Source organism: Hydrocarboniphaga sp. FW305-C-57 (genome assembly GCF_058783045.1).
The window spans coordinates 126797-144524 of the sequence record NZ_JBYSYG010000005.1 but is presented as its reverse complement, the minus strand read 5'-3'; the positions used below and the strand labels follow the sequence as shown (position 1 = coordinate 144524).

General features: G+C 66.2%; 16 protein-coding genes. 8 read left to right on the top strand and 8 right to left on the bottom strand.

Translation table 11 applies throughout. The features are described from left to right. Positions 1–2: 2 nt before the first annotated feature. From AC3WUM_RS12130 to ychF, 3 genes are all read right to left on the bottom strand, one after another. Positions 3–413, bottom strand: coding sequence for a type II toxin-antitoxin system VapC family toxin (locus tag AC3WUM_RS12130; protein WP_492410575.1), 411 nt, complete (start codon positions 411–413; stop codon positions 3–5). Next, the gene (locus AC3WUM_RS12125; protein WP_492410574.1) at positions 413–649 is read right to left on the bottom strand and encodes an antitoxin; all 237 of its coding nucleotides are present in this window, start codon (positions 647–649) and stop codon (positions 413–415) included. Before AC3WUM_RS12125 ends, AC3WUM_RS12130 begins: the two co-directional genes overlap by 1 nt. Positions 650–739: 90 nt before the next feature. Beyond that, positions 740–1837 carry a redox-regulated ATPase YchF gene (ychF, locus tag AC3WUM_RS12120; protein ID WP_492410573.1) on the bottom strand — a complete coding sequence of 366 codons (1098 nt, stop codon included), beginning with the start codon at positions 1835–1837 and terminating at the stop codon, positions 740–742. A gap of 162 nt (positions 1838–1999) precedes the next feature. Here ychF and AC3WUM_RS12115 point away from each other — a divergent pair, with 162 nt between their 5' ends. Both AC3WUM_RS12115 and AC3WUM_RS12110 read left to right on the top strand, forming a co-directional pair. Continuing rightward, a complete protein-coding gene (locus AC3WUM_RS12115) occupies positions 2000–2476 on the top strand; it encodes a hypothetical protein (protein ID WP_492410572.1) in 477 nt (158 codons plus the stop codon). A gap of 175 nt (positions 2477–2651) precedes the next feature. Then, the gene (locus AC3WUM_RS12110) at positions 2652–3722 is read left to right on the top strand and encodes an AraC family transcriptional regulator (RefSeq protein ID WP_492410571.1); all 1071 of its coding nucleotides are present in this window, start codon (positions 2652–2654) and stop codon (positions 3720–3722) included. An 82-nt stretch (positions 3723–3804) separates the two neighbouring features. Here AC3WUM_RS12110 and AC3WUM_RS12105 read toward each other — a convergent pair whose 3' ends face one another. After that, positions 3805–4284: a glutathione peroxidase gene (locus tag AC3WUM_RS12105; protein WP_492410570.1), complete on the bottom strand. Its 480-nt coding sequence runs from the start codon at positions 4282–4284 to the stop codon at positions 3805–3807. A gap of 346 nt (positions 4285–4630) precedes the next feature. Continuing rightward, positions 4631–5134: a hypothetical protein gene (locus tag AC3WUM_RS12100; RefSeq protein ID WP_492410569.1), complete on the bottom strand. Its 504-nt coding sequence runs from the start codon at positions 5132–5134 to the stop codon at positions 4631–4633. 139 nt (positions 5135–5273) lie between these two features. Here AC3WUM_RS12100 and AC3WUM_RS12095 point away from each other — a divergent pair, with 139 nt between their 5' ends. From AC3WUM_RS12095 to AC3WUM_RS12080, 4 genes are all read left to right on the top strand, one after another. Continuing rightward, positions 5274–6422: an MFS transporter gene (locus tag AC3WUM_RS12095; RefSeq protein ID WP_492410567.1), complete on the top strand. Its 1149-nt coding sequence runs from the start codon at positions 5274–5276 to the stop codon at positions 6420–6422. Positions 6423–6619: 197 nt separating this feature from the next. Beyond that, entirely contained in the window at positions 6620–9109 is a 2490-nt protein-coding gene (locus tag AC3WUM_RS12090; protein WP_492410565.1) for an EAL domain-containing protein, read from the top strand. Positions 9110–9243: 134 nt separating this feature from the next. Continuing rightward, the gene (gene baeS / locus AC3WUM_RS12085) at positions 9244–10683 is read left to right on the top strand and encodes a sensor histidine kinase efflux regulator BaeS (RefSeq protein ID WP_492410564.1); all 1440 of its coding nucleotides are present in this window, start codon (positions 9244–9246) and stop codon (positions 10681–10683) included. A gap of 9 nt (positions 10684–10692) precedes the next feature. Beyond that, positions 10693–11394, top strand: coding sequence for a response regulator (locus AC3WUM_RS12080; RefSeq protein WP_492410563.1), 702 nt, complete (start codon positions 10693–10695; stop codon positions 11392–11394). Positions 11395–11490: 96 nt separating this feature from the next. Here AC3WUM_RS12080 and AC3WUM_RS12075 read toward each other — a convergent pair whose 3' ends face one another. Next, positions 11491–13593, bottom strand: coding sequence for a DUF1302 domain-containing protein (locus AC3WUM_RS12075; RefSeq protein WP_492410562.1), 2103 nt, complete (start codon positions 13591–13593; stop codon positions 11491–11493). 212 nt (positions 13594–13805) lie between these two features. On the opposite strand from AC3WUM_RS12075, the gene AC3WUM_RS12070 reads away from it, so the two are divergent. Both AC3WUM_RS12070 and AC3WUM_RS12065 read left to right on the top strand, forming a co-directional pair. Further along, a complete protein-coding gene (locus AC3WUM_RS12070) occupies positions 13806–15227 on the top strand; it encodes a DUF1329 domain-containing protein (RefSeq protein ID WP_492410560.1) in 1422 nt (473 codons plus the stop codon). 90 nt (positions 15228–15317) lie between these two features. Next, positions 15318–15683: a ribonuclease E inhibitor RraB gene (locus tag AC3WUM_RS12065; protein ID WP_492410559.1), complete on the top strand. Its 366-nt coding sequence runs from the start codon at positions 15318–15320 to the stop codon at positions 15681–15683. 81 nt (positions 15684–15764) lie between these two features. On the opposite strand, the gene AC3WUM_RS12060 is transcribed toward AC3WUM_RS12065, so the two are convergent. Together AC3WUM_RS12060 and AC3WUM_RS12055 are read right to left on the bottom strand one after the other, a co-directional pair. Further along, entirely contained in the window at positions 15765–16598 is an 834-nt protein-coding gene (locus AC3WUM_RS12060) for an alpha/beta fold hydrolase (RefSeq protein ID WP_492410558.1), read from the bottom strand. A gap of 61 nt (positions 16599–16659) precedes the next feature. Further along, positions 16660–17604: a LysR family transcriptional regulator gene (locus AC3WUM_RS12055; RefSeq protein WP_492410557.1), complete on the bottom strand. Its 945-nt coding sequence runs from the start codon at positions 17602–17604 to the stop codon at positions 16660–16662. Positions 17605–17728: the final 124 nt, after the last annotated feature.

Here is a 17728-nt window from a genome sequence, read left to right as displayed (position 1 = left end):
TTTTACGCGCTGCCGGCGGCGATCCAGTTCTCGATTTTCAGTCCCGGGTAGGGCGCGAAATCACGTTCGTTGTTGGTCACGAGCGTAACGTCCATCGCGATCGCCTGCGCGGCGATCAGCTTGTCGAGCGCATCGCGCTTGCGCTCGCGAGTCGCCAGGCGGATCGGGCCGTAGGCCGCTCCGGCGGCGGCGTCGAACGGCGCTACTGCGATGAGCTCGATCAAACGCTGTAGAGCCTTGCGGTCACGTGCCTGATCGCTGCTCAGCGTGACGCCGTATTCGAGCTCGGCATAGGTGATCGCCGATATCACCACATCGCCAACGCGCAAGCGCTCGAAGCGTTGCGCGACCTCGATCGGCTGGCGCTTCATCAGGTAGATGCAGATATTGGTATCGAGCATGTAGAGCGCCATCAGAAGGCCTCGCGTTCCGACTGCTCCTGATCGCCGCGCCCTTCCGACATGAAGCCCGGCGAAAAGCCGGCGAAACGGTCGGCGGCGTCTTTCAGGCTCTGTCGCAGCGGCCGAATGCGCAGTTCATCGCCGACACGTTCGATCTCAACTTCGTCGGTGCTCTCGAAGGCGAGTTGAGCCGGAATCCGTACGGCTTGGGAATTGCCGTTGCGGAAAATCTTGGTGATGGTGCCCATGTACATTCGGTCCGAAACGAGCTTGGGCCGAATGTACATCCTATGTGTGTACGCGGCAAGCCGCGTAAAGACCCCCGCATCAGACGTTGATCACACGTTGAAGCGGAAATGCAGCACGTCGCCTTCCTTGACGATGTAGTCCTTGCCTTCCAGGCGCCACTTGCCGGCTTCCTTGGCCCCGGCCTCACCCTTGTACTGGATGAAGTCGTTGTAGCCGATGGTCTCGGCGCGGATGAAGCCCTTCTCGAAATCGGTGTGGATCACGCCGGCCGCCTGCGGGGCGGTGGCGCCGACCTTGACGGTCCAGGCGCGTACTTCCTGCACGCCGGCCGTGAAATAGGTCTGCAGGCCGAGCAGGCTGTAGGCCGCGCGGATCACGCGGTTCAGGCCGGGCTCTTCGAGGCCCAGGTCCTTGAGAAACTCGGCCTTGTCGGCCTCGTCGAGCTGGCCGATTTCGGCTTCGATGGCCGCGCAGACCGGCACCACCTCGGCGTGTTCCTGGGCGGCGAGGGCGCGCACGGCCTTCAGGTGCTCGTTCTCGACCGACAGGCCGGCTTCGTCGACGTTGGCGATGTAAAGCAGCGGCTTGGCGGTGATCAGCATGAGGTCGCGGATCGTCGCCTTCTGGTCGGCATCGAGTCCCAAAGCGCGAACCGGCAGCGCCTGGTCGAGCTGAGCCTGGCAGAGCTTCAGCACTTCGAGACGCGCCTGGGCCACCTTGTCGCCGGTCTTGGCGACCTTGGCCGCGCGGTCGATCGCGCGCGTGACGCTGTCAAGATCGGCCAGCGCGAGCTCGGTGTTGATGATGCCGATGTCGCGAATCGGGTCGACGCTGCCGGCGACGTGGATGATGTCGTCGTTGGCGAAGCAGCGCGTGACGTGGGCGATGGCGTCGGTCTCGCGGATATGCGAGAGGAACTGGTTGCCCAGGCCTTCACCCTTGGAGGCGCCGGCGACCAGACCGGCGATGTCGACGAACTCCACCTGCGCGCCGATGATCTTGTTCGGCTTGACGATCTCGGCGAGCGCGTCGAGGCGCTTGTCCGGCACCGGCACGACGCCGACGTTCGGGTCGATGGTGCAGAACGGATAGTTCTCGGCCGCCGCGTTCTGAGCGTTGGTGAGCGCGTTGAAGAGGGTGGACTTGCCGACGTTCGGAAGCCCGACGATGCCGCATTTGATGCCCAAGGGAAGAATCCTGTCGCCTGTGTTTCGATGGGGCCGCCGCTTGCTGGCGCGGGGCCGGAATGCTAAACCGCGCCGCATCGCCAGTCGATCGGAGTCGACATGAGGATTGAAGCGAACGCGCCGCGCATTATCCCAGCTTTCCTTCGCCGAGTCGGCCTCGCCGTGGCGCTGATGGCCGTCGCAGGCGCGGCCCGGGCGCAGGCTGGCTACCAGCTGCAGGTCGCGCTCGACCTCGAAGGCCAGAAGTACGAGGTGCCGCTGAGCCCCTTGCGGCTCGGCGATCGCGTCGAAGTGCCGGTCACCCCGTCCGGACTGCGCGCCTACGCGCGCGTGATCCCGCTGCAGGGCGTCGCTGGCCAGGCCATGCTCGACCTGCAGGTCTACGAGCCGGCCGGCGGCAACAACCAGAAGCAGCTCGCCTCGGTGACGATTCCGTCCTTCCTCGGCACCCAGAACAGCACCGAGCTGGCGACGCCCAAGGGCAAGCTGCTGATCGAGGCCTACCTGGATACCTCCGACGCTCCGCAGCCGTCGTCGCCGGCCACCGCTCCGGCGCAGCCGCCACCGCCCGCGTTCACCGCGCCGAAGAACTTCGACCAGTCGCTGTCCGCGCCCAAGCCACTCGGGCGTCAGCAGTAATCCAGTCGTCGCGCAGCGGCATCGGTGATGCCGTGGGCGGCAGGCATCATGGCTGTTATTTGTCGACGACAAGTTAATGGGTTACTGTGACCCGGATCGGTTGCGCGACGCGCAGGGCGCGTCCGCGGATATCGGCCCGTCGATCCCGAGGGCATGACGAGAAGAGGAAATCGAGATGTGGCAGCTGAGCGGCCGCGGAGGACAATCGTCCCGGGTTCCGATCCGATTCGTGCGGTGCGTGATCGCCAGGGCGGCCGAGCGCGGCATCGACGTGCGGACGCTGCTCGAACATAGCGAGATCGATCCGCTCTCGCTCGAGAACGCCGACGTGCGCGTGCCGCTGGCGAATTACGCGGTGCTCGAGCGCCTGACGATGCAGGCCATGCGCGATGAAGCGCTCGGCTATGCGCCGCGGGCGCACAAGCCCGGAACCTGGTCGACGGCCTGCTGCGCCGCCGTGCACGCGGGCTCGCTCGAGCAGGCCCTCAATCGCTGGCTGCGCTGCTACGCGCTCTACGATCTAGGCATGGAGATGCGACTGTTCGTCGAAGGCGACGAGGCGGTGATCCGCATGTTGCCGCACGATCATTCGATGACCTACGAGTCCTTCGGTTACGAGCGCGCCCTGTCGACGCTCTATCGCTTCATCTGCTGGCTGCTCGAAGAAACGCTGCCGCTCAGGACCGTCGAGTTCGAGCATGCGGAGCCGACGGGCAGCGAGGACTATCGCTGGCTGTTCGCCACCGGAACGCTGTGCTTCGGCCAGCCGCAGACCGCGATGCGCTTCGATCGCAGGCTGCTCGACCAGCCGATAGGCCGCGACGATCGCAGCCTCGATGCCTTGCTGGTCGGCAGTCCGCTGCAATTGTTCAAATTGCAGCAGGCGACGGCCGACTGGACCACACGCTTGCGCGAACGGCTCGCCGGCCATTTGCCGCAAATGCCCGAGTTCGAGGACATCGCGGCTCAACTCGAGATCCATCCGCAGACCTTGCGCCGGCGTCTCGCCGACGAAGGCATCACGTACAAGGAAATCAAGGATCAGGTGCGCCGTGGCGCGGCCGAGTATTACCTGCGCCAGCGCTCGCTTTCGATCGAGGAAGTGGCGTTCCGCTGCGGCTTCTCGGAGGCCAGCGCCTTGATCCGCGCGTTCAAGCGCTGGAACGGCATGACCCCGCATGTCTACGCCGAGAGCCGCCCACGCCGGCGTCCGGAGATGCAGAACGGCCTGCGCTTGAGCGCCTGAGCGGCCGGGATGCGGTTCAACGCGACTGGGGTGGCCGGCGCGGCTTCGCGGCCCCGCCGGTGCGGCTCTGGCGGCGGGCGCGCTAGAGCAGGGCTTCGATCTCGCCGCGCAGCTTTTCGGGGGGCGTCGTCGGCGCGTAGCGCGCCTTGACCTGGCCATTGCGATCGACCAGAAACTTGGTGAAGTTCCATTTGATCGCCTTGCTGCCGAGCAGGCCGGGCGCCTGGTCCTTGAGCCACTGATACAGCGGCGTCGTGCCGGGGCCGTTGACCTCGATCTTCGAGAACATCGGAAAGCCGACGTCGTAGGTGAGCTTGCAGAACTCGGCGATCTCCTTGGCGTCGCCGGGTTCCTGCTTGCCGAACTGGTTGCACGGAAAACCCAGGATGACGAGCCCGCGATCGGCGAGATCGCGATACAGCTTTTCCAGGCCTTCGTACTGCGGCGTGAATCCGCATTTGCTCGCGGTGTTGACGATGAGCAAGACCTTGTTCTTGTAATCGGCGATCGACACCTCGCGTCCGGCGATATCGCGCGCCGAAAAATCATAGATGCTGCTCATCTCGCTGCTCCCTCGTTTCGATGTCGCATCGATGATGCCGTGCCGGCGCGCCGTTCGCGAGCACCCAGCAGAACGCGGGCGCATGGGACCCGAAGGGAGAACGGAATGAGGGCGAGTTTCGAGAGCCGCTATGGTCCGTGGGCTTCAGGGGCGCGCCGCTTTCGTGTTGTTCGGCGGCGAAGGCCTTCGTGCTGAATCTGGGTGGAGCGCCATGGGCGAATTCGACGGCAGCGGCGTCCCTGTGCCGGTTCTCGCTCCGGGCGCTACCGAAACGCCATTGCTGTGGTCGCGTTATCTCGGCGGCTTGCCGTGAAGCCCCGATGAGCGCCGCGCCGGGCGGCCAGTCTCAGCGTCCCGATTCGATGCGCTCGCGCTCGCGTTCCATGCGCTCGCGCCAGCGTTCGAAGGCTTCGCGGCGATCTTCGAAATCTAGTCGCAGGTCTTCGGCCTCGCGCTCGGAGCCAGCCTGGGCGCGCAGGCGCTCGGTGCGCCGGCGATCGGCTTCGAGCGATTCGCGCGCGTCGTCGATCTCGTCGCGTATCTGGTCGACGGCGTCGCGCCGCGATTCTTCGCGATAGCGGCGATCGTCCACGCTTTCGTAGCGATCGTAGGAGCGGTCGTAGGTCGGGTCGCTCGGGTGATCGTCGGAGCGGCCGCCGTAGCTGTAGCGGTCGACATAGCGGCCACCGCTGCCGCTGTCTCCGTAGCGGCCGTTGTCGTAATAGCGCCCGGGCGCCGCGGGATAGTCGTCGTCGGCGTGGGCGCCGCCGAAAACGGCGCACAGGCCCAGCGCGAGGGTCCAGCCGGCCTGGCGAAGCGCGGTCCGGCTGATCGCGGTCTGTCGGGTCATGGAATCGTTCTCGGCAAGATGATGGATTGCTTGAAAAAATTCTTATTGAGACGCGGCTGAGTGATGGATGAATCCAGCCGGCGGGACGGGTACAGTGCGCGCCCCTGCTGCCTGCTCTGCCGCCCTCGCGGCACCTTGAATGACGCTCAACGTCCGTCTCGCGGCTTTCTATTTTAGCTACTACGGCACCGTCGGCGCCTTCATGGCCTACTGGCCGCCGTACCTGCTGTCGCGCGGCTTCAGCGCCACCGACATGGGCATCGCCTATGCATTGACCGGGTTGTCGCGCGCCACCGTTCCGCTGGCCTGGGGCTGGTGGGCGGACCGCAGCGGCGAGCGCATGCAGATGATCCGCTACGCCGCGCTGGCCTCGCTGCTGATCTTCGCCGCCATTCCGCTCGCCGAAGGCGTACTGCCGGTGATGCTGCTGATGCTGGCCTACACGATGTTCTGGAACGCCCTGCTGCCGCAGTTCGAGGTGGTGGCGCTCAATCACCTGCGCCTCGGCGGCGGCGACTATTCGCGCGTGCGGCTGTGGGGCTCGGTCGGTTTCGTCTTCGCGGTGCTCACGGTCGGGCCGGCGCTCGATGTCATGGGCGTGCGCTGGGAGCCCTGGCTGGTGGCCGTGCTGTTCGCGGCGATGGCGGGTGTGGCCTGGACGGTGCCCGATACGCGCAGCGTCGCGCGCAGCGCGCAGGCGGCCGCGGCGACGGGCGAGCAGACCATCGGCCAGGTGCTCAGGAGCCGGCCGGTGCAGTGGCTGCTGCTGGTCTGCTTCTTCTCGCAGCTGAGCTTCGCGCCGTACTACGGCTACTTCACGGTGTTTCTCGAACGCAGTGGTTATTCGCGCGGCTTCGCCGGGCAATTGTGGGCGCTCGCGGTGGTCGCCGAAATCCTCATGTTCGTCTTCGGCGGGCGCTGGACCGCCCGCCTCGGGGCGCGGCGGCTCATGCTCGTGGCGATGGCGTCGGCAACGCTGCGCTGGCTGCTGATCGGTTTCGGCGCCCAGGCCCTGCCGCTGCTGGTCCTGGCCCAATTGCTGCACGCGACGAGCTTCGCCTGCTATCACCTGGTGGCCATGCATTACGTCCAGCGCCTGTTTCCGCCTTCGCTGCACGGCCGCGCGCAGGCGATCTACAACTCGGCCTCGTACGGCGTCGGCGGCTCGCTCGGCGCCTTGTCGGCGGGCTACCTGTGGGACGTGGTTTCCGCTCCGGTACTGTTCTCGCTGGCGTCGCTCGCCGCGCTCGGCGGCTGGCTGGCGGCATGCCGTCTGCCCGCCCGCTGAGCGCGGCGATGACAGCCTGCGTCGACTGCATCTGATTTCGTGTCCGGAACTTTCTCACAGCGCGTGGCGATAGAATTCCGCCACTCGGGCCGCGCATGCGGCCCGCCCTTGGGGGGGCACCGGCAGCAACATGGTTTCGGCACTCGCGTGAGCGGCATCGGAGAGCCTGCGCGTCGCCGCGTCCGGCAGCTGCCTTCATGAGCGGCTTGCGTCAGCTCTGGTGGCTCGTGCTCGCGGCCGTGCTGGCGACGGCGAGCTCGAGTTTCGAACTGCTGGTCATGCGCGAAACCGGGCTGTCGAGCCTGCTGCGTCCGGCGCCTGCGCTGTTCTTCATCATCGGGCTGTGCCTGGGCAGCCGCGGGCTGATCGCCTCGCTGCTCGGCATCGCCGTCGGCTACGCGCTGGCGGTGCTGACGACCTTTCCGCTCACCATCGCCAAGCCCATGGCGCTCGGCTCGATCACGCTGGTCTTCGCCGGCATGTCGATCCAGGCCTGGTTCCAGAGCAGGCTCTATCGATGGTTCGACCAGTTCGCGCCGACACGCCTGCATCGCTGCTGGGCGGTGCTGATCGTCGCGCCGATCGGTTCGGTGATCTCGCCGACCATCTCGACGCTCGTACTGGTCTCGGAAGACGCAATCCTGCATCTGCCGGCGAGCCGCTTCTGGATCGTCGCCTACGCGGGCAGCGTGCTCGGGCTGGTGATGGCGTTTCCGCTGGCCTGGACCCTCGATCGCCAGGTTCGCCTGCTCACCAACTGGCGCGATCAGGCGCCACTCACCGCCGCGCTGAGCATGATCCTGATCGCCGGCTGGTTCGCGACCTGGGTGGTGCAGGAGGCGTCGATCGGGGTGGAACAGCGTCATTTCCAGGATCGCGTCTCGCTGCTCGCGAGCGAGCTGCAGAGCCAGGCCGAAGACGTCGGCATGGTCGCGGCCGGCCTGCAGGCCGGACTGGGCACTTCGGGCCTGGCGTCCGAGACGCTCGAGCGCCTGACCCAGGACCTCATGGGACGCATTTCGACGATCGAGGCGGTGCTGCTGCTGCGCGCGGTGGAGCCGGCGCGGCAGGCCGAGTTCGAGGCCGGGCTGTCGCAGGGCGGGGCGCCGCGGCGCATCAGGCTGCGCAGCGACGGCCAGGGCACGCAGGCATTCGCGCTGAGGCGGACCGAGATGGTCGTCGAGCATGCCGCGCCGGCGGGCGTCTCCTCGCTTTGGGAAGGGCTCGCCCTGAGCGCGGAGCCCGAGGCGGCGGAGCTGTTGACGCGCGGCGAGCAACTCGGCGGATCGGGCGGCAGCAGCGGCCCCCTGGTGCTGCCGCGCCATGGCAACCGGCTGGCCTGGGCGGTGCCGATCTATCTCGCGCGCGCGAGAGAGCCGAGCCTGATCGTGCTCGTGCAGCGGCCGGAGCGCATCGTGCAGGCGGCGGTCGAGCAGATCGGTGGCCTGCCCGAGGGCGGCGGCATGGCGCTGTCCGACGTCAGCGCCAAGCCGCCGCGGCCGATCTACTACGGCGATTCGGGCGGTCACCTGCTGTCGGCCGAGCAGGTCTACCGGGAGACGCCCAACGGCACGTTGCACCGCGATTTCATGATGAGGATCGTCGATCGCGACTGGCGTCTCGAGATCCTGCAGCCGACCAATTCGGCGTTTGCGTTCTCGAGCAGCTGGTGGCTCAACCAGACGCTCGTGCAGCTGCTCGCGCTCGGGCTCGCGCTGACACTCATGATCGCGTTCGAGCGCCGCATGGCGATGCGCGAGATGGAGGCGCAGATCTCGGTGCTGAGCCGGCGCTTCCAGGAATTCGACCGCGAGGCCGATCGCGACGACCCGAGTGACTCATCGGAGTTGCTGCCGGCGCGGCCGACCGTTTCCGCGATCACGCTCGACATCGAGCTGACCCGGCGCGACGGCCTGCTCGACGACGCCTTTCGCAGCGGCGCGTTCAAGCAGCACTACGAGCCGGTGGTGCACCTGGCCACCGGGCGCATCATCGGCTTCGAATCGCTGCTGCGCTGGCCCGAGGCGCCCGAAGTGTTCACGGCGCCGCAGATCATCGACTGGGCCGAGCGCGCCGAACTGATCCACGTGCTCACGCTCGATGCGCTGCGCGAGGCGATCGAACTGGTCGAGCTCTGGGGCGCCAGCGCCTCGGCCTCGGGCCAGCCGGTGCCGTGGGTCTCGATCAACGTCTCGCCCGACGATGTCGGCAAGCCGGCCTTCATCGAGCAGATGCTCGATCTGTTCCGCCGCCATCCGATGGCGCGCAACCAGATCAAGCTCGAGATCACCGAAGGCGTGCTCGTGCGCGATTTCAAGGGCGTGGCGCAACGCCTGCGCAGCATGCGCGCCGAAGGCATCGGCATCGCGCTCGACGACTTCGGCACCGGCTATTCGTCGCTGAGCTACCTGCATCAGCTGCCGGTGGATTCGATCAAGATCGATCGCAGCTTCATCAGCAGCCTGACCAGCGAGCGTCGTGGCCGCGACATCGTCCAGGCCACGGTCGAACTCGGCCGCCGGCTGCATATCGAAGTGGTCGCCGAAGGCGTCGAGGACTTGCACACCATCGGCCTGCTGCGCCGCTACGGCTGCCACGCGGGGCAGGGCTATCTGTTCTCGCGTGCGCGGCCGGCGATGGTCATCGACGAGTGGGTGCGCACGCACAAGCGCTTCGACATCGCCTAGCGGCTCGCCGGCGAAAGCCTGCTGGAGCGCGCCAACTGTGGAGAGTTATTGAAGATTGCCGCGCGGCGCTTGTGCTCGCCGGCCCCGCGACATACAAAGCCCGGGTTCCGCTTTCCCCCAGTCTTCCGGGCCGCATGAGACACAGCGTCACCGCCAAGCTCTTCATCGCCATCTTCGCCACCAGCCTGCTGGTCGCGGTGGCGATGGGCGTGGCCTCGCGCATCAGCTTCACGAGGGGTTTCGTCGGCTATCTGAACGAGCAGAGCGAAGCGCGGCTCGACGACTTCATGCCCGACGTGGTCGCGGCCTACAAGGAGCATGGCAGCTGGGAGTTCCTGCGCGACAACCCGCGCACCTGGTTCCGGCTGATCCGCCCGCAGACGCGTGACGACGCGCTCAAGGCCGCGCCCGGGATTCCGGCGGGCGGCACGCCGCCCGATCCGGCTCCGAATCCCGCGAGCCCCGAGCCGGCCGACGTCGAGCTGATCGGCCTGAACCTGCGCGTCTCGGTGCTCGACCGGGATCGCAAGCTCGTGATCGGCAATCCGCACATGGGTCCGAACGCGATCCTGCGCCCGATCGTGGTCGACGGCGTCACCGTCGGCTGGCTCGCCCTGCTGCCGTTCCGCGAGGCCACGCTCGCGGCCGACGTGCGCTTTCAGCAGCAGCAGTTCCGCGCCACCTGGATCGTCGGCGGACTCGCCGCGCTGGTGGCCGCGCTGGTGGCCTACGGCATGGCGCGCGTGTTCCTGGCGCCGGTGCGGCGCATGGCCCGCGGCGCGGCGCGGCTCGCGGCCGGCGACTACTCGACGCGCGTGCGCGTGTCGGCCACCGACGAGATCGGCGCCCTGGCCGAAGACTTCAATCACCTCGCGGTGGCGCTCGAGAAGAACGAGCACATGCGCCGGGCCTTCATGGCCGACGTCTCGCACGAGCTGCGCACGCCGCTCGCGGTGCTGCGCGGCGAGCTCGAAGCGCTCGAAGACGGCGTGCGTCCGCTGACGCCGGCGTCGATCCATTCGCTGCAGGCCGAGATCAGCCTGCTCAGCAAGCTCGTCAGCGATCTCTACGATCTGTCGCTGTCCGATGCGGGCGCGCTGACGTATCGCAAGGTGCTCGTCGATGCGGGCTCGGTGCTCAAGACCGCGCTCGACAGCTCGCGCGAACGGCTCCACCAGCACGGCCTGCAGCTCGTCGAGCGGCTCGCGCTCTGCGAGCTGCCGGTGCTCGCCGACGAGGGCCGCCTGCGCCAGCTGTTCGGCAACCTGATCGAGAACAGCCTGCGCTACACCGACAAGGGTGGGCGCGTGCAGGTCGGCGCGCGCATCGAAGGCTCGCAGGTGCGCATCGATTTCGAAGATTCCGCGCCCGGTGTCTCGCCCGAGCTGCTGCCGAAGCTGTTCGAGCGCTTCTATCGCGTCGAGGCTTCGCGCAACCGCGCGAGCGGCGGCGCTGGCCTGGGGCTTGCCATTTGCCGCAACATCGCCGAGGCGCACGGCGGTCAGCTCACCGCCACCGCCTCATCTCTCGGAGGTTTGCACATGAGCATCCGGCTTCCCCTGGCGCGCGACTGAGTCCAGCCGATGAGCAATGACATTCGCCGCGTGTTGATCGTCGAGGACGAGCCCAAGCTCGCGCAGCTGGTTTCCGATTACCTGAAGGCCGCGAGCTTCACGACCGCGATCCTCGCCGACGGCCGCGAAGTGGTGCCGGCCGTCAAGGCGCAGGTGCCCGACCTGATCCTGCTCGACCTGATGCTGCCGGGCCGCGACGGCTTCGACGTCTGCCGCGAGCTGCGCACCTTCAGCGACGTGCCGATCGTGATGATGACCGCGCGCGTCGAGGAGATCGATCGCCTGGTCGGACTCGAACTCGGGGCCGACGATTACATCTGCAAGCCGTTCTCCCCGCGCGAAGTGGTCGCGCGCGTGAAGGCGATCCTGCGCCGCACGCAGCGCGGTGGTGGCAACGGCGGCGGTGCGGCGGTCGCGCCCGAGGAAGAAGGCCTGCGCATCGACGAGAGCACCTACACCGCGAGCTTCAAGGGCGATGCGCTCGACCTGACGCCGGTGGAATTCCGCCTGCTCAAGACGCTCGCCGCGGCGCCGGGCCGCGTGTTCTCGCGCGACCAGCTGCTCGACAATCTGTATACCGACCATCGCGTCGTCACCGATCGCACGGTCGACAGCCACATCAAGAACCTGCGCCGCAAGCTCGATGCGGTGAGTCCGGATCAGGAGTTGATCCGCTCGATTTACGGGGTGGGGTACAAACTGGAGCTTTGAGGCTCATCGGCTTGCCGATGGAGAGCTCCTCGCCGCCCGCCCGGCGCGACGGTGCCGGATGAGCTGCCGCGTTGGATTCCGACGCGGTCGGCGTACTCAAAAACTGTAACTCAGGCTCAATGCCAGATTATCCCGATCCTTGCGCGTATTGTTCATGCCGCCACCGGTAAACCACTGATACGCGACCTGCGTCGTCAGTGACTGGCTCAGCTGTATCTCGGTCCCCAGCAGTATCTCCTTGCGGCCCTCGACGAAATTCTGCGTCGGCAGCGCGGCGATGCCGTGCACGTCCCAGAAGAATCCGAGTACCGGGCGAAAGTGAATGCCACTGAAGACGTCGTTGTATTCGAAGCGCGTGAGCGTGCGGATGCCCCAGGCGAAATCGTCGGCGAAGCCCGAGGTCTGCTGCGTCGGCGTGAAGCGCAGCGGATCGGGTTGGCCGTCCGCGGTGCCGGTTCCGTCGGCGCCCGGGCTGGCGTGCGTGCGGTTGAGCGTGCCGCCGTCGAACTGCAGTTCCTTGCGCGAGGGCATGTCGTAGACCTGGGTGAAGCCGACCTCGAACAGGGCGATGATCTGGTCCGCGCGGAACCAGTTTCCGCTCGAGAACGAGCGGATCAGCGTCGCATCGAGCTGGCCGACCTTCATGCGCTCGTAGCCGCGCACGAGGTCGTTGGCTCCAACCTCCACGCCGCGATAGCCGCTGACGAAATCGGGCACCACGTGACGACGTCCGGGGATCGTCGAGCCGAGCACGGGCAAGGGCAGCGAGACGACGCCGCCGAGCGGGTTGATCGGAACATCCACGTCCGGAAACGCAGGCTGCAGCGACGCGTAGACCAGGTCGGTGACGTGAACCTGCAAGGGCAGGTTGGGTCGAAACGAGTATTCCGCCGACAGCGAGTACGAGCCGATGTTGGTGTTGAAGCTCAGGCCGAACATCTGGATGTCCTCGGGATAATCGAGGAAGGCGCGCATCGAATCGACCGGCAACGGATCGAGCCCGAGCCCGGTGGGGTTGAGCGAGCCGTTGAATCCGCGGCAGGCCGTCAGCGCGGCGAGGATGTTGGTGTTGCCGGCTGGAATGCAGCTGTCGTCGGCCGCGTAGAAGCTCACGTAGGGCAGGCGGCTGTGATAGTTCAGGAAGTAGGCGCTCAGTTCGGTGCCGTTGTTGAGCCACTCCGCGTAGTAGCTGAATTTGGCGCCGTATTGCCGGCTGTTGCGCGGCCGTCCGCTCTTGTCATCGACGGGGACGGTGAAGGTGGTGTCGGACAGCAGGCCGATTTCGCCGTTGGATGAGAACAGACTGTTCGGATCTTCGGAATGCTGGCCGAGCGTGACCATCAGGTATTCGCCGCCGCCGATGATGTCCTGGTCCGAGAAGAAGCTGCCCTGCGGGTCGACCTGCACGGGTTCCCAGCCGAACTGGTACATGACTTCGATGCTCGCATTCTGGAACACGTCCATCGACAGCAGCGCGAGCGGTACCGGCGTGAACAGGCGGCCGATCTCGATGCCCGGGAAGCGCAGATAAGCCTGGTTCGGCGGATTGATCTCGGAGACGCTGTTGACCGCGATCAGATTCGATTCGCCCCAGCGCACGAGCTGGCGGCCCACCGAAAGCGTGCCCGAGCGCTCGCCCCAGTCGAAACCATACTGAACATAGGCGTCGAGCAGCTCGATGTCCTTGGCGTAGCGGCGCTCGACCGCGCTGCTGCGCTCACTGTGGCGTGATTGCCAGCGCGTGTTGAAGTGGGTTTCCTCGAAGCCGTCGTTGAGCGCGTCGAAGAAAGCGATGCCGCGCACGCGGCCGATGAAATCGCCGTGCTGCAGCTTCAGATCGGAAGTCAGGCGCGAGGTCGCGGAGACCAGATCATACTGGTCGTAGTTCATGTTGCCGTCGTCGCCGTTGATGCCCGAATAGGCGCCGCGCGCGGCAACGAGCCGCGCGTTCGGCTCGGGATCGTTGCCGAATGACATGCAATCGTCGGGCGTGCACAGGTCCTGCTGGCCCGGCACGTTGAGCTTGCCGAGCAGATCGCTGCTGCGGTCCTGCATGCGCATCGCGGCGCCGATGGTGGCGACGTTGTTGAGCGTGACCTTGGTTTCGCCCCATTCGGTTTCGAACGCGGAGACCTTTGTCGCGAGCAGCAACAGCAGCGCAGCCGGCGCCCCGAGTCTCGAGCTCGTCTTGCGATCCATGATGGCTTTCTCCTCCGGAGCGTCTGTCGCGCTCGCTTCCGGGATGGACGCTAGCAGCCTTGCGCCAGCGTCGGTTTGACTATGGCGACAGCTGGGTATGCGCAACGGCGAAGGCGCCTGCCTGCTTCCTGCGCAAAGAATGAAATCAGCGAGCACCGATCGACGGCGGGCAAATCGCAACAGCCGCGACGAGTGCCGATGGAGGAGAACGCATGATCGCAATACCGTCGCGCCGCTCGCGCGCCTTGCCGTTCGCGCTGGCCCTTTCATTCGCATTCGTGGCCGCGGCGCAAGCCAAAGTCAGCCCCGAGCAGGCCGCCAGGCTCGGCAAGGACCTGACCGCCGTCGGGGCTGAACGCGCGGGCAACAAGGACGGCTCGATTCCCGAATGGACCGGCGGCAAGAACTTCAAGGCCGAGCAGAGAGGCTATTCGCCGGCCGATCTCGAAAGACTGCGCAAGGACGAACCCGACAAGATCGAGAAGACGCTGGAGCAGGCCGGCATCTCCGGCGTCGCCAGGCCGATCGTCGAAATCACCAAGGCCAATCTCGCGCAGTACGCGAATAAGCTCAGCGATGGGCACAAGGCGCTGTTCGCCGCGTATCCCGATTACACGATGAAGGTCTATCCGAGCATCCGCTCGGGTTTCTTCTCCGACGCGATCGAGAAGGCCACCATTGCGAACGCCACGACGGCGACGCTCGAAGGCACCGATTCGGTCAAGAACGCCAAGCTGGGCTTTCCGTTCCCGATTCCAGGCAGCGGCGCCGAAGTGCTCTGGAACCACAAGCTCAAGTACAAGGGCGAGGCGGTCAAGCGCTACAACAACCAGGCGATCGTCAAGCCTGACGGAACGTATCTGGTCACCAAGCTCATCGAGGAAGTGAAGTTCCTCTACGCCAACGTCGGCCATCCGGGCGATGGCCGGCTGATCGCGTATTACCAGTCCGAAGTGCTGTCGCCGCCACGCGTGGCCGGGCAGATCACGCTCGTGCACGAGACCGCGGACCAGTCGAGCGGTGGCCGTGCGGCCTGGCTGTTCAGCCCCGGCATGGGACGCGTCACGCGCGCTCCGGACGTGGGCTACGACAATCCGGCCATCGGCACCGACAACGAGCAGTACAACGACCAGATCGACGTCTTCAACGGCGCGCTCGATCGCTACAACTGGAAGCTCGTCGGCAAGCGCGAAATCTACATTCCGTACAACTCGTATCTGATCAACAGCCCGAAGGTGAAGTACAAGGACATCATCCGTCCGCTGCACATCAACCAGGACCTCGCGCGCTACGAGCTGCATCGCGTCTGGGTCGTCGAAGCCACGGTGAAGCAGGGCCTGCGCCACAACTTCGCCAAGCGCGTGTTCTACATCGACGAGGACAGCTGGAGCATCGCGGCGGTGGATTGCTACGACGGTCGCGGCCAGCTCTGGAAGGTACAGGAGGCGCACCTGCTCACGGCCCCGTTCGTTCCGACCGTCACCGGCGTGCCGGAAATCATCTACGACCTGCAGTCCAAGCGCTACTTCCTCACCGCGATGAGCAACGAAGAAAAGATCACCGACTTCCGAGCGAGCTACGATGACAACTACTTCGATCCCGGTACGTTGAAGCGTCGTTCGCGGACGCGCTGATACCGGTCATCGGGGCGTATCGGGAGCGCCATCGAAGCCGCGCAGGTAAACTCGGGGCTCGATGACGCTTGCGTAGCCCTGATCTTGACCATGATGATTTTCTGGCCCGACGACGAAGACGGCGAAGTGCTGCACAAGCTTTCCATCGAGGGCTTCGACTTCTCCGCCGAATATCCGATCGATTTCTCGATCGACTTCGACGATTGGCCACCGCCGGCCGAGTTCGTTGAGCTTGTGCGGCAGCGCTACGAAGAGGTCGAACTCAGCGAACCTCAGGACGGGTTTCCGGGCTACATCATGATCGTGCTGCAAGCCCAGCTCAGCTACGAATTGGTGACGACGATGAAGGCCGAACTATCGGAACTCGCCGAGCCATATGGCGGCTGGTGCGAAGCCTGGGGCGTGACGCACGAGATCGATGATCTGGTGGGGCGTGAGTTGGCGCGTAGCGCGTAACTCACCGACATCGATCTAGCCGACGGTGGCCTGGGCGACCGCGCCGCTGATCCAGCCTGCGAATGTGCGGCGCGCGGATGCTCAACGCAGCGGCGACAGCAGCGAGCGAATCAGTGCCGCGGTCTCGACCACGCGTTCCAGGTGCGCGTGATGCCCGCAGTTGGCGAACACCGTGAGCCGGCTGTCGCGCAGGCCTCGCGTGAAATGGCTCGCCGCATCGACGGGCGTCATGCGATCGCGATCGCCCCAGATCAGGTCCACGCAGCAGCCGATGTCGCGCATCGGCACCGGCTCGCGAATCTCCATCGTGATCGCGCGCATGCGCTCCAGATAGTCGTTCATGCGTGCCGGCGTGCAGTGGCGCAGGAAATCGTCCCAGACCGATTGCGGCACCCGCTCGGAGACGCTGAAGCAGGTGCGCCGCACGTTGTCGAGCAGGCCGCGAGGCTCGGAGACCGCGGCGATCCAGCCCTTGCGCAGCAGCATCTGCTGCCACGGCGACAGCGTGGAAGGAACCGGCGCGATCGCGACTGCGTTGCGCACGGGCAAGGCGGGCTGCGCATCGAGCGCGCCGAGCAGCATGCGCGCACCGAAGGACTGGCCGACCGGCAGCAGATCGCCGCCTTCGCCGAGTGCGCTCAAGGCCGCGCGCACGAAGCGCAGATAGCGCGGAATCATCGGCCTTCCCATCAGCGATTCCGGCAGATCGTCGGCCTCGCCGAAGTGCGGCAGGTCGATCGCGACGAGCCGCGCAGGCAGGTCCGCGAGCTCCTGCATGAGCGGCTTGAACGCATCGGCGCTGTCGCCCCAGCCGTGCAGGAACAGCAGCGTCGTCGGCCCCGCATGCGGCCGTTCGAGCAGCCGGGTGCCGATGCCGTCGAAACTCGCCCGGGTGCTGTGAAGGTCGATGGACATGCGCAAAAGCTTAGCGGGGGAGGCTTAACAGCCGGGAGACGGGGAACGGGAGACGAAAAGCTCAAAGCTCACCGTGACTCGGGCTCTCAATCTTTCGGATTGGGCCGCTTCGGGCTTTTCCAGTCTCTCGTTCCTCGTCTCCCGTGCCCAACAACTCCTCGATCAGCGCGAGCGCCGGCCCGGACTGCGTGCGCCGCTGGTGCCAGACCAGGCCGAGCTCGCGGTGCAACTGCAGGTCGTCGACGCGCAGGGCGCGGATGCTGTCGTCGATCATCGAGCTCGGTAGCACGCTCCAGCCGAGGCCGATCGCGACGAGCATCTTGAGCGTCTCCATGTAGTTGGTCGCCAGCCGCACGCGCGGGGCGACGCCGTGGCCCTGCAGGGCCTCGCGGATGATGCGGTGCGTGTAGGTGGCCTCGTCGGGCAGCACGGCCGGGTATTCGGATAGCGCGCGCAAGGCGATCGACTCGTGCCGGGCGAGCGCGTGCTCGGGCGAGATCACCACCGACAGCGGGTCCGGCCAGACCACGCGCTGCTCGAGATTGTCGAGCGGGGCCAGCGGCAGCGTGACGATGCCGAGTTCGAGCTTGCCGGCCAGCACGGCCTCGCAGGCGTCCTCGGAGTCCATGAAATGGATGTCGAGATCGACTTCGGGATAGCGCTGCGTATACGACTTGAGCGTCGGCGGCAGCCGGTGCAGGCCGATGTGATGGCTCGTGCCGATCGACAGCCGCCCGGCCACCTCGACCGAGAGCTTCGACAGGGCGCGCCGGCCGTCCTCGATCTCCTGCAGCACCCGGCGCGCGTAGGGCAGCAGGGTACGGCCGGCGTCGGTCAGACTGATGCGCCGGCCGACGCGGTCGAACAGCGGGTGCTTGAGACGGGCTTCGAGCGCGGCGATGCGCTTGCTGATCGACGGCTGGGTCAGGTGCAGGCGCTCGGCCGCGACCGAGAACGAGCCGCTGTCGGCCACTTCGAGAAAGGCGCTGAGTTCCTGGCTGTCCATGAGAATTGAATTCCCGATTGGAATTCCATGCATTCAAACCATTCATTGGAGTTATAGCAAGGCCGGCCCTAGACTGCGCGCCGAAACTTTGGGCAATTCTTGCGCAATCTCTACCGGAGGCAGC

Bases quoted from the DNA above. Each gene is read 5' to 3' on its own strand.
- AC3WUM_RS12130 (WP_492410575.1), bottom strand. From the start codon at position 413: ATGGCGCTCTACATGCTCGATACCAATATCTGCATCTACCTGATGAAG.
- AC3WUM_RS12125 (WP_492410574.1), bottom strand. From the start codon at position 649: ATGGGCACCATCACCAAGATTTTCCGCAACGGCAATTCCCAAGCCGTA.
- AC3WUM_RS12110 (WP_492410571.1), top strand. From the start codon at position 2,652: ATGTGGCAGCTGAGCGGCCGCGGAGGACAATCGTCCCGGGTTCCGATC.
- AC3WUM_RS12105 (WP_492410570.1), bottom strand. From the start codon at position 4,284: ATGAGCAGCATCTATGATTTTTCGGCGCGCGATATCGCCGGACGCGAG.
- AC3WUM_RS12100 (WP_492410569.1), bottom strand. From the start codon at position 5,134: ATGACCCGACAGACCGCGATCAGCCGGACCGCGCTTCGCCAGGCCGGC.
- AC3WUM_RS12095 (WP_492410567.1), top strand. From the start codon at position 5,274: ATGACGCTCAACGTCCGTCTCGCGGCTTTCTATTTTAGCTACTACGGC.
- AC3WUM_RS12090 (WP_492410565.1), top strand. From the start codon at position 6,620: ATGAGCGGCTTGCGTCAGCTCTGGTGGCTCGTGCTCGCGGCCGTGCTG.
- baeS (WP_492410564.1), top strand. From the start codon at position 9,244: ATGAGACACAGCGTCACCGCCAAGCTCTTCATCGCCATCTTCGCCACC.
- AC3WUM_RS12080 (WP_492410563.1), top strand. From the start codon at position 10,693: ATGAGCAATGACATTCGCCGCGTGTTGATCGTCGAGGACGAGCCCAAG.
- AC3WUM_RS12075 (WP_492410562.1), bottom strand. From the start codon at position 13,593: ATGGATCGCAAGACGAGCTCGAGACTCGGGGCGCCGGCTGCGCTGCTG.
- AC3WUM_RS12070 (WP_492410560.1), top strand. From the start codon at position 13,806: ATGATCGCAATACCGTCGCGCCGCTCGCGCGCCTTGCCGTTCGCGCTG.
- AC3WUM_RS12065 (WP_492410559.1), top strand. From the start codon at position 15,318: ATGATGATTTTCTGGCCCGACGACGAAGACGGCGAAGTGCTGCACAAG.
- AC3WUM_RS12060 (WP_492410558.1), bottom strand. From the start codon at position 16,598: ATGTCCATCGACCTTCACAGCACCCGGGCGAGTTTCGACGGCATCGGC.
- AC3WUM_RS12055 (WP_492410557.1), bottom strand. From the start codon at position 17,604: ATGGACAGCCAGGAACTCAGCGCCTTTCTCGAAGTGGCCGACAGCGGC.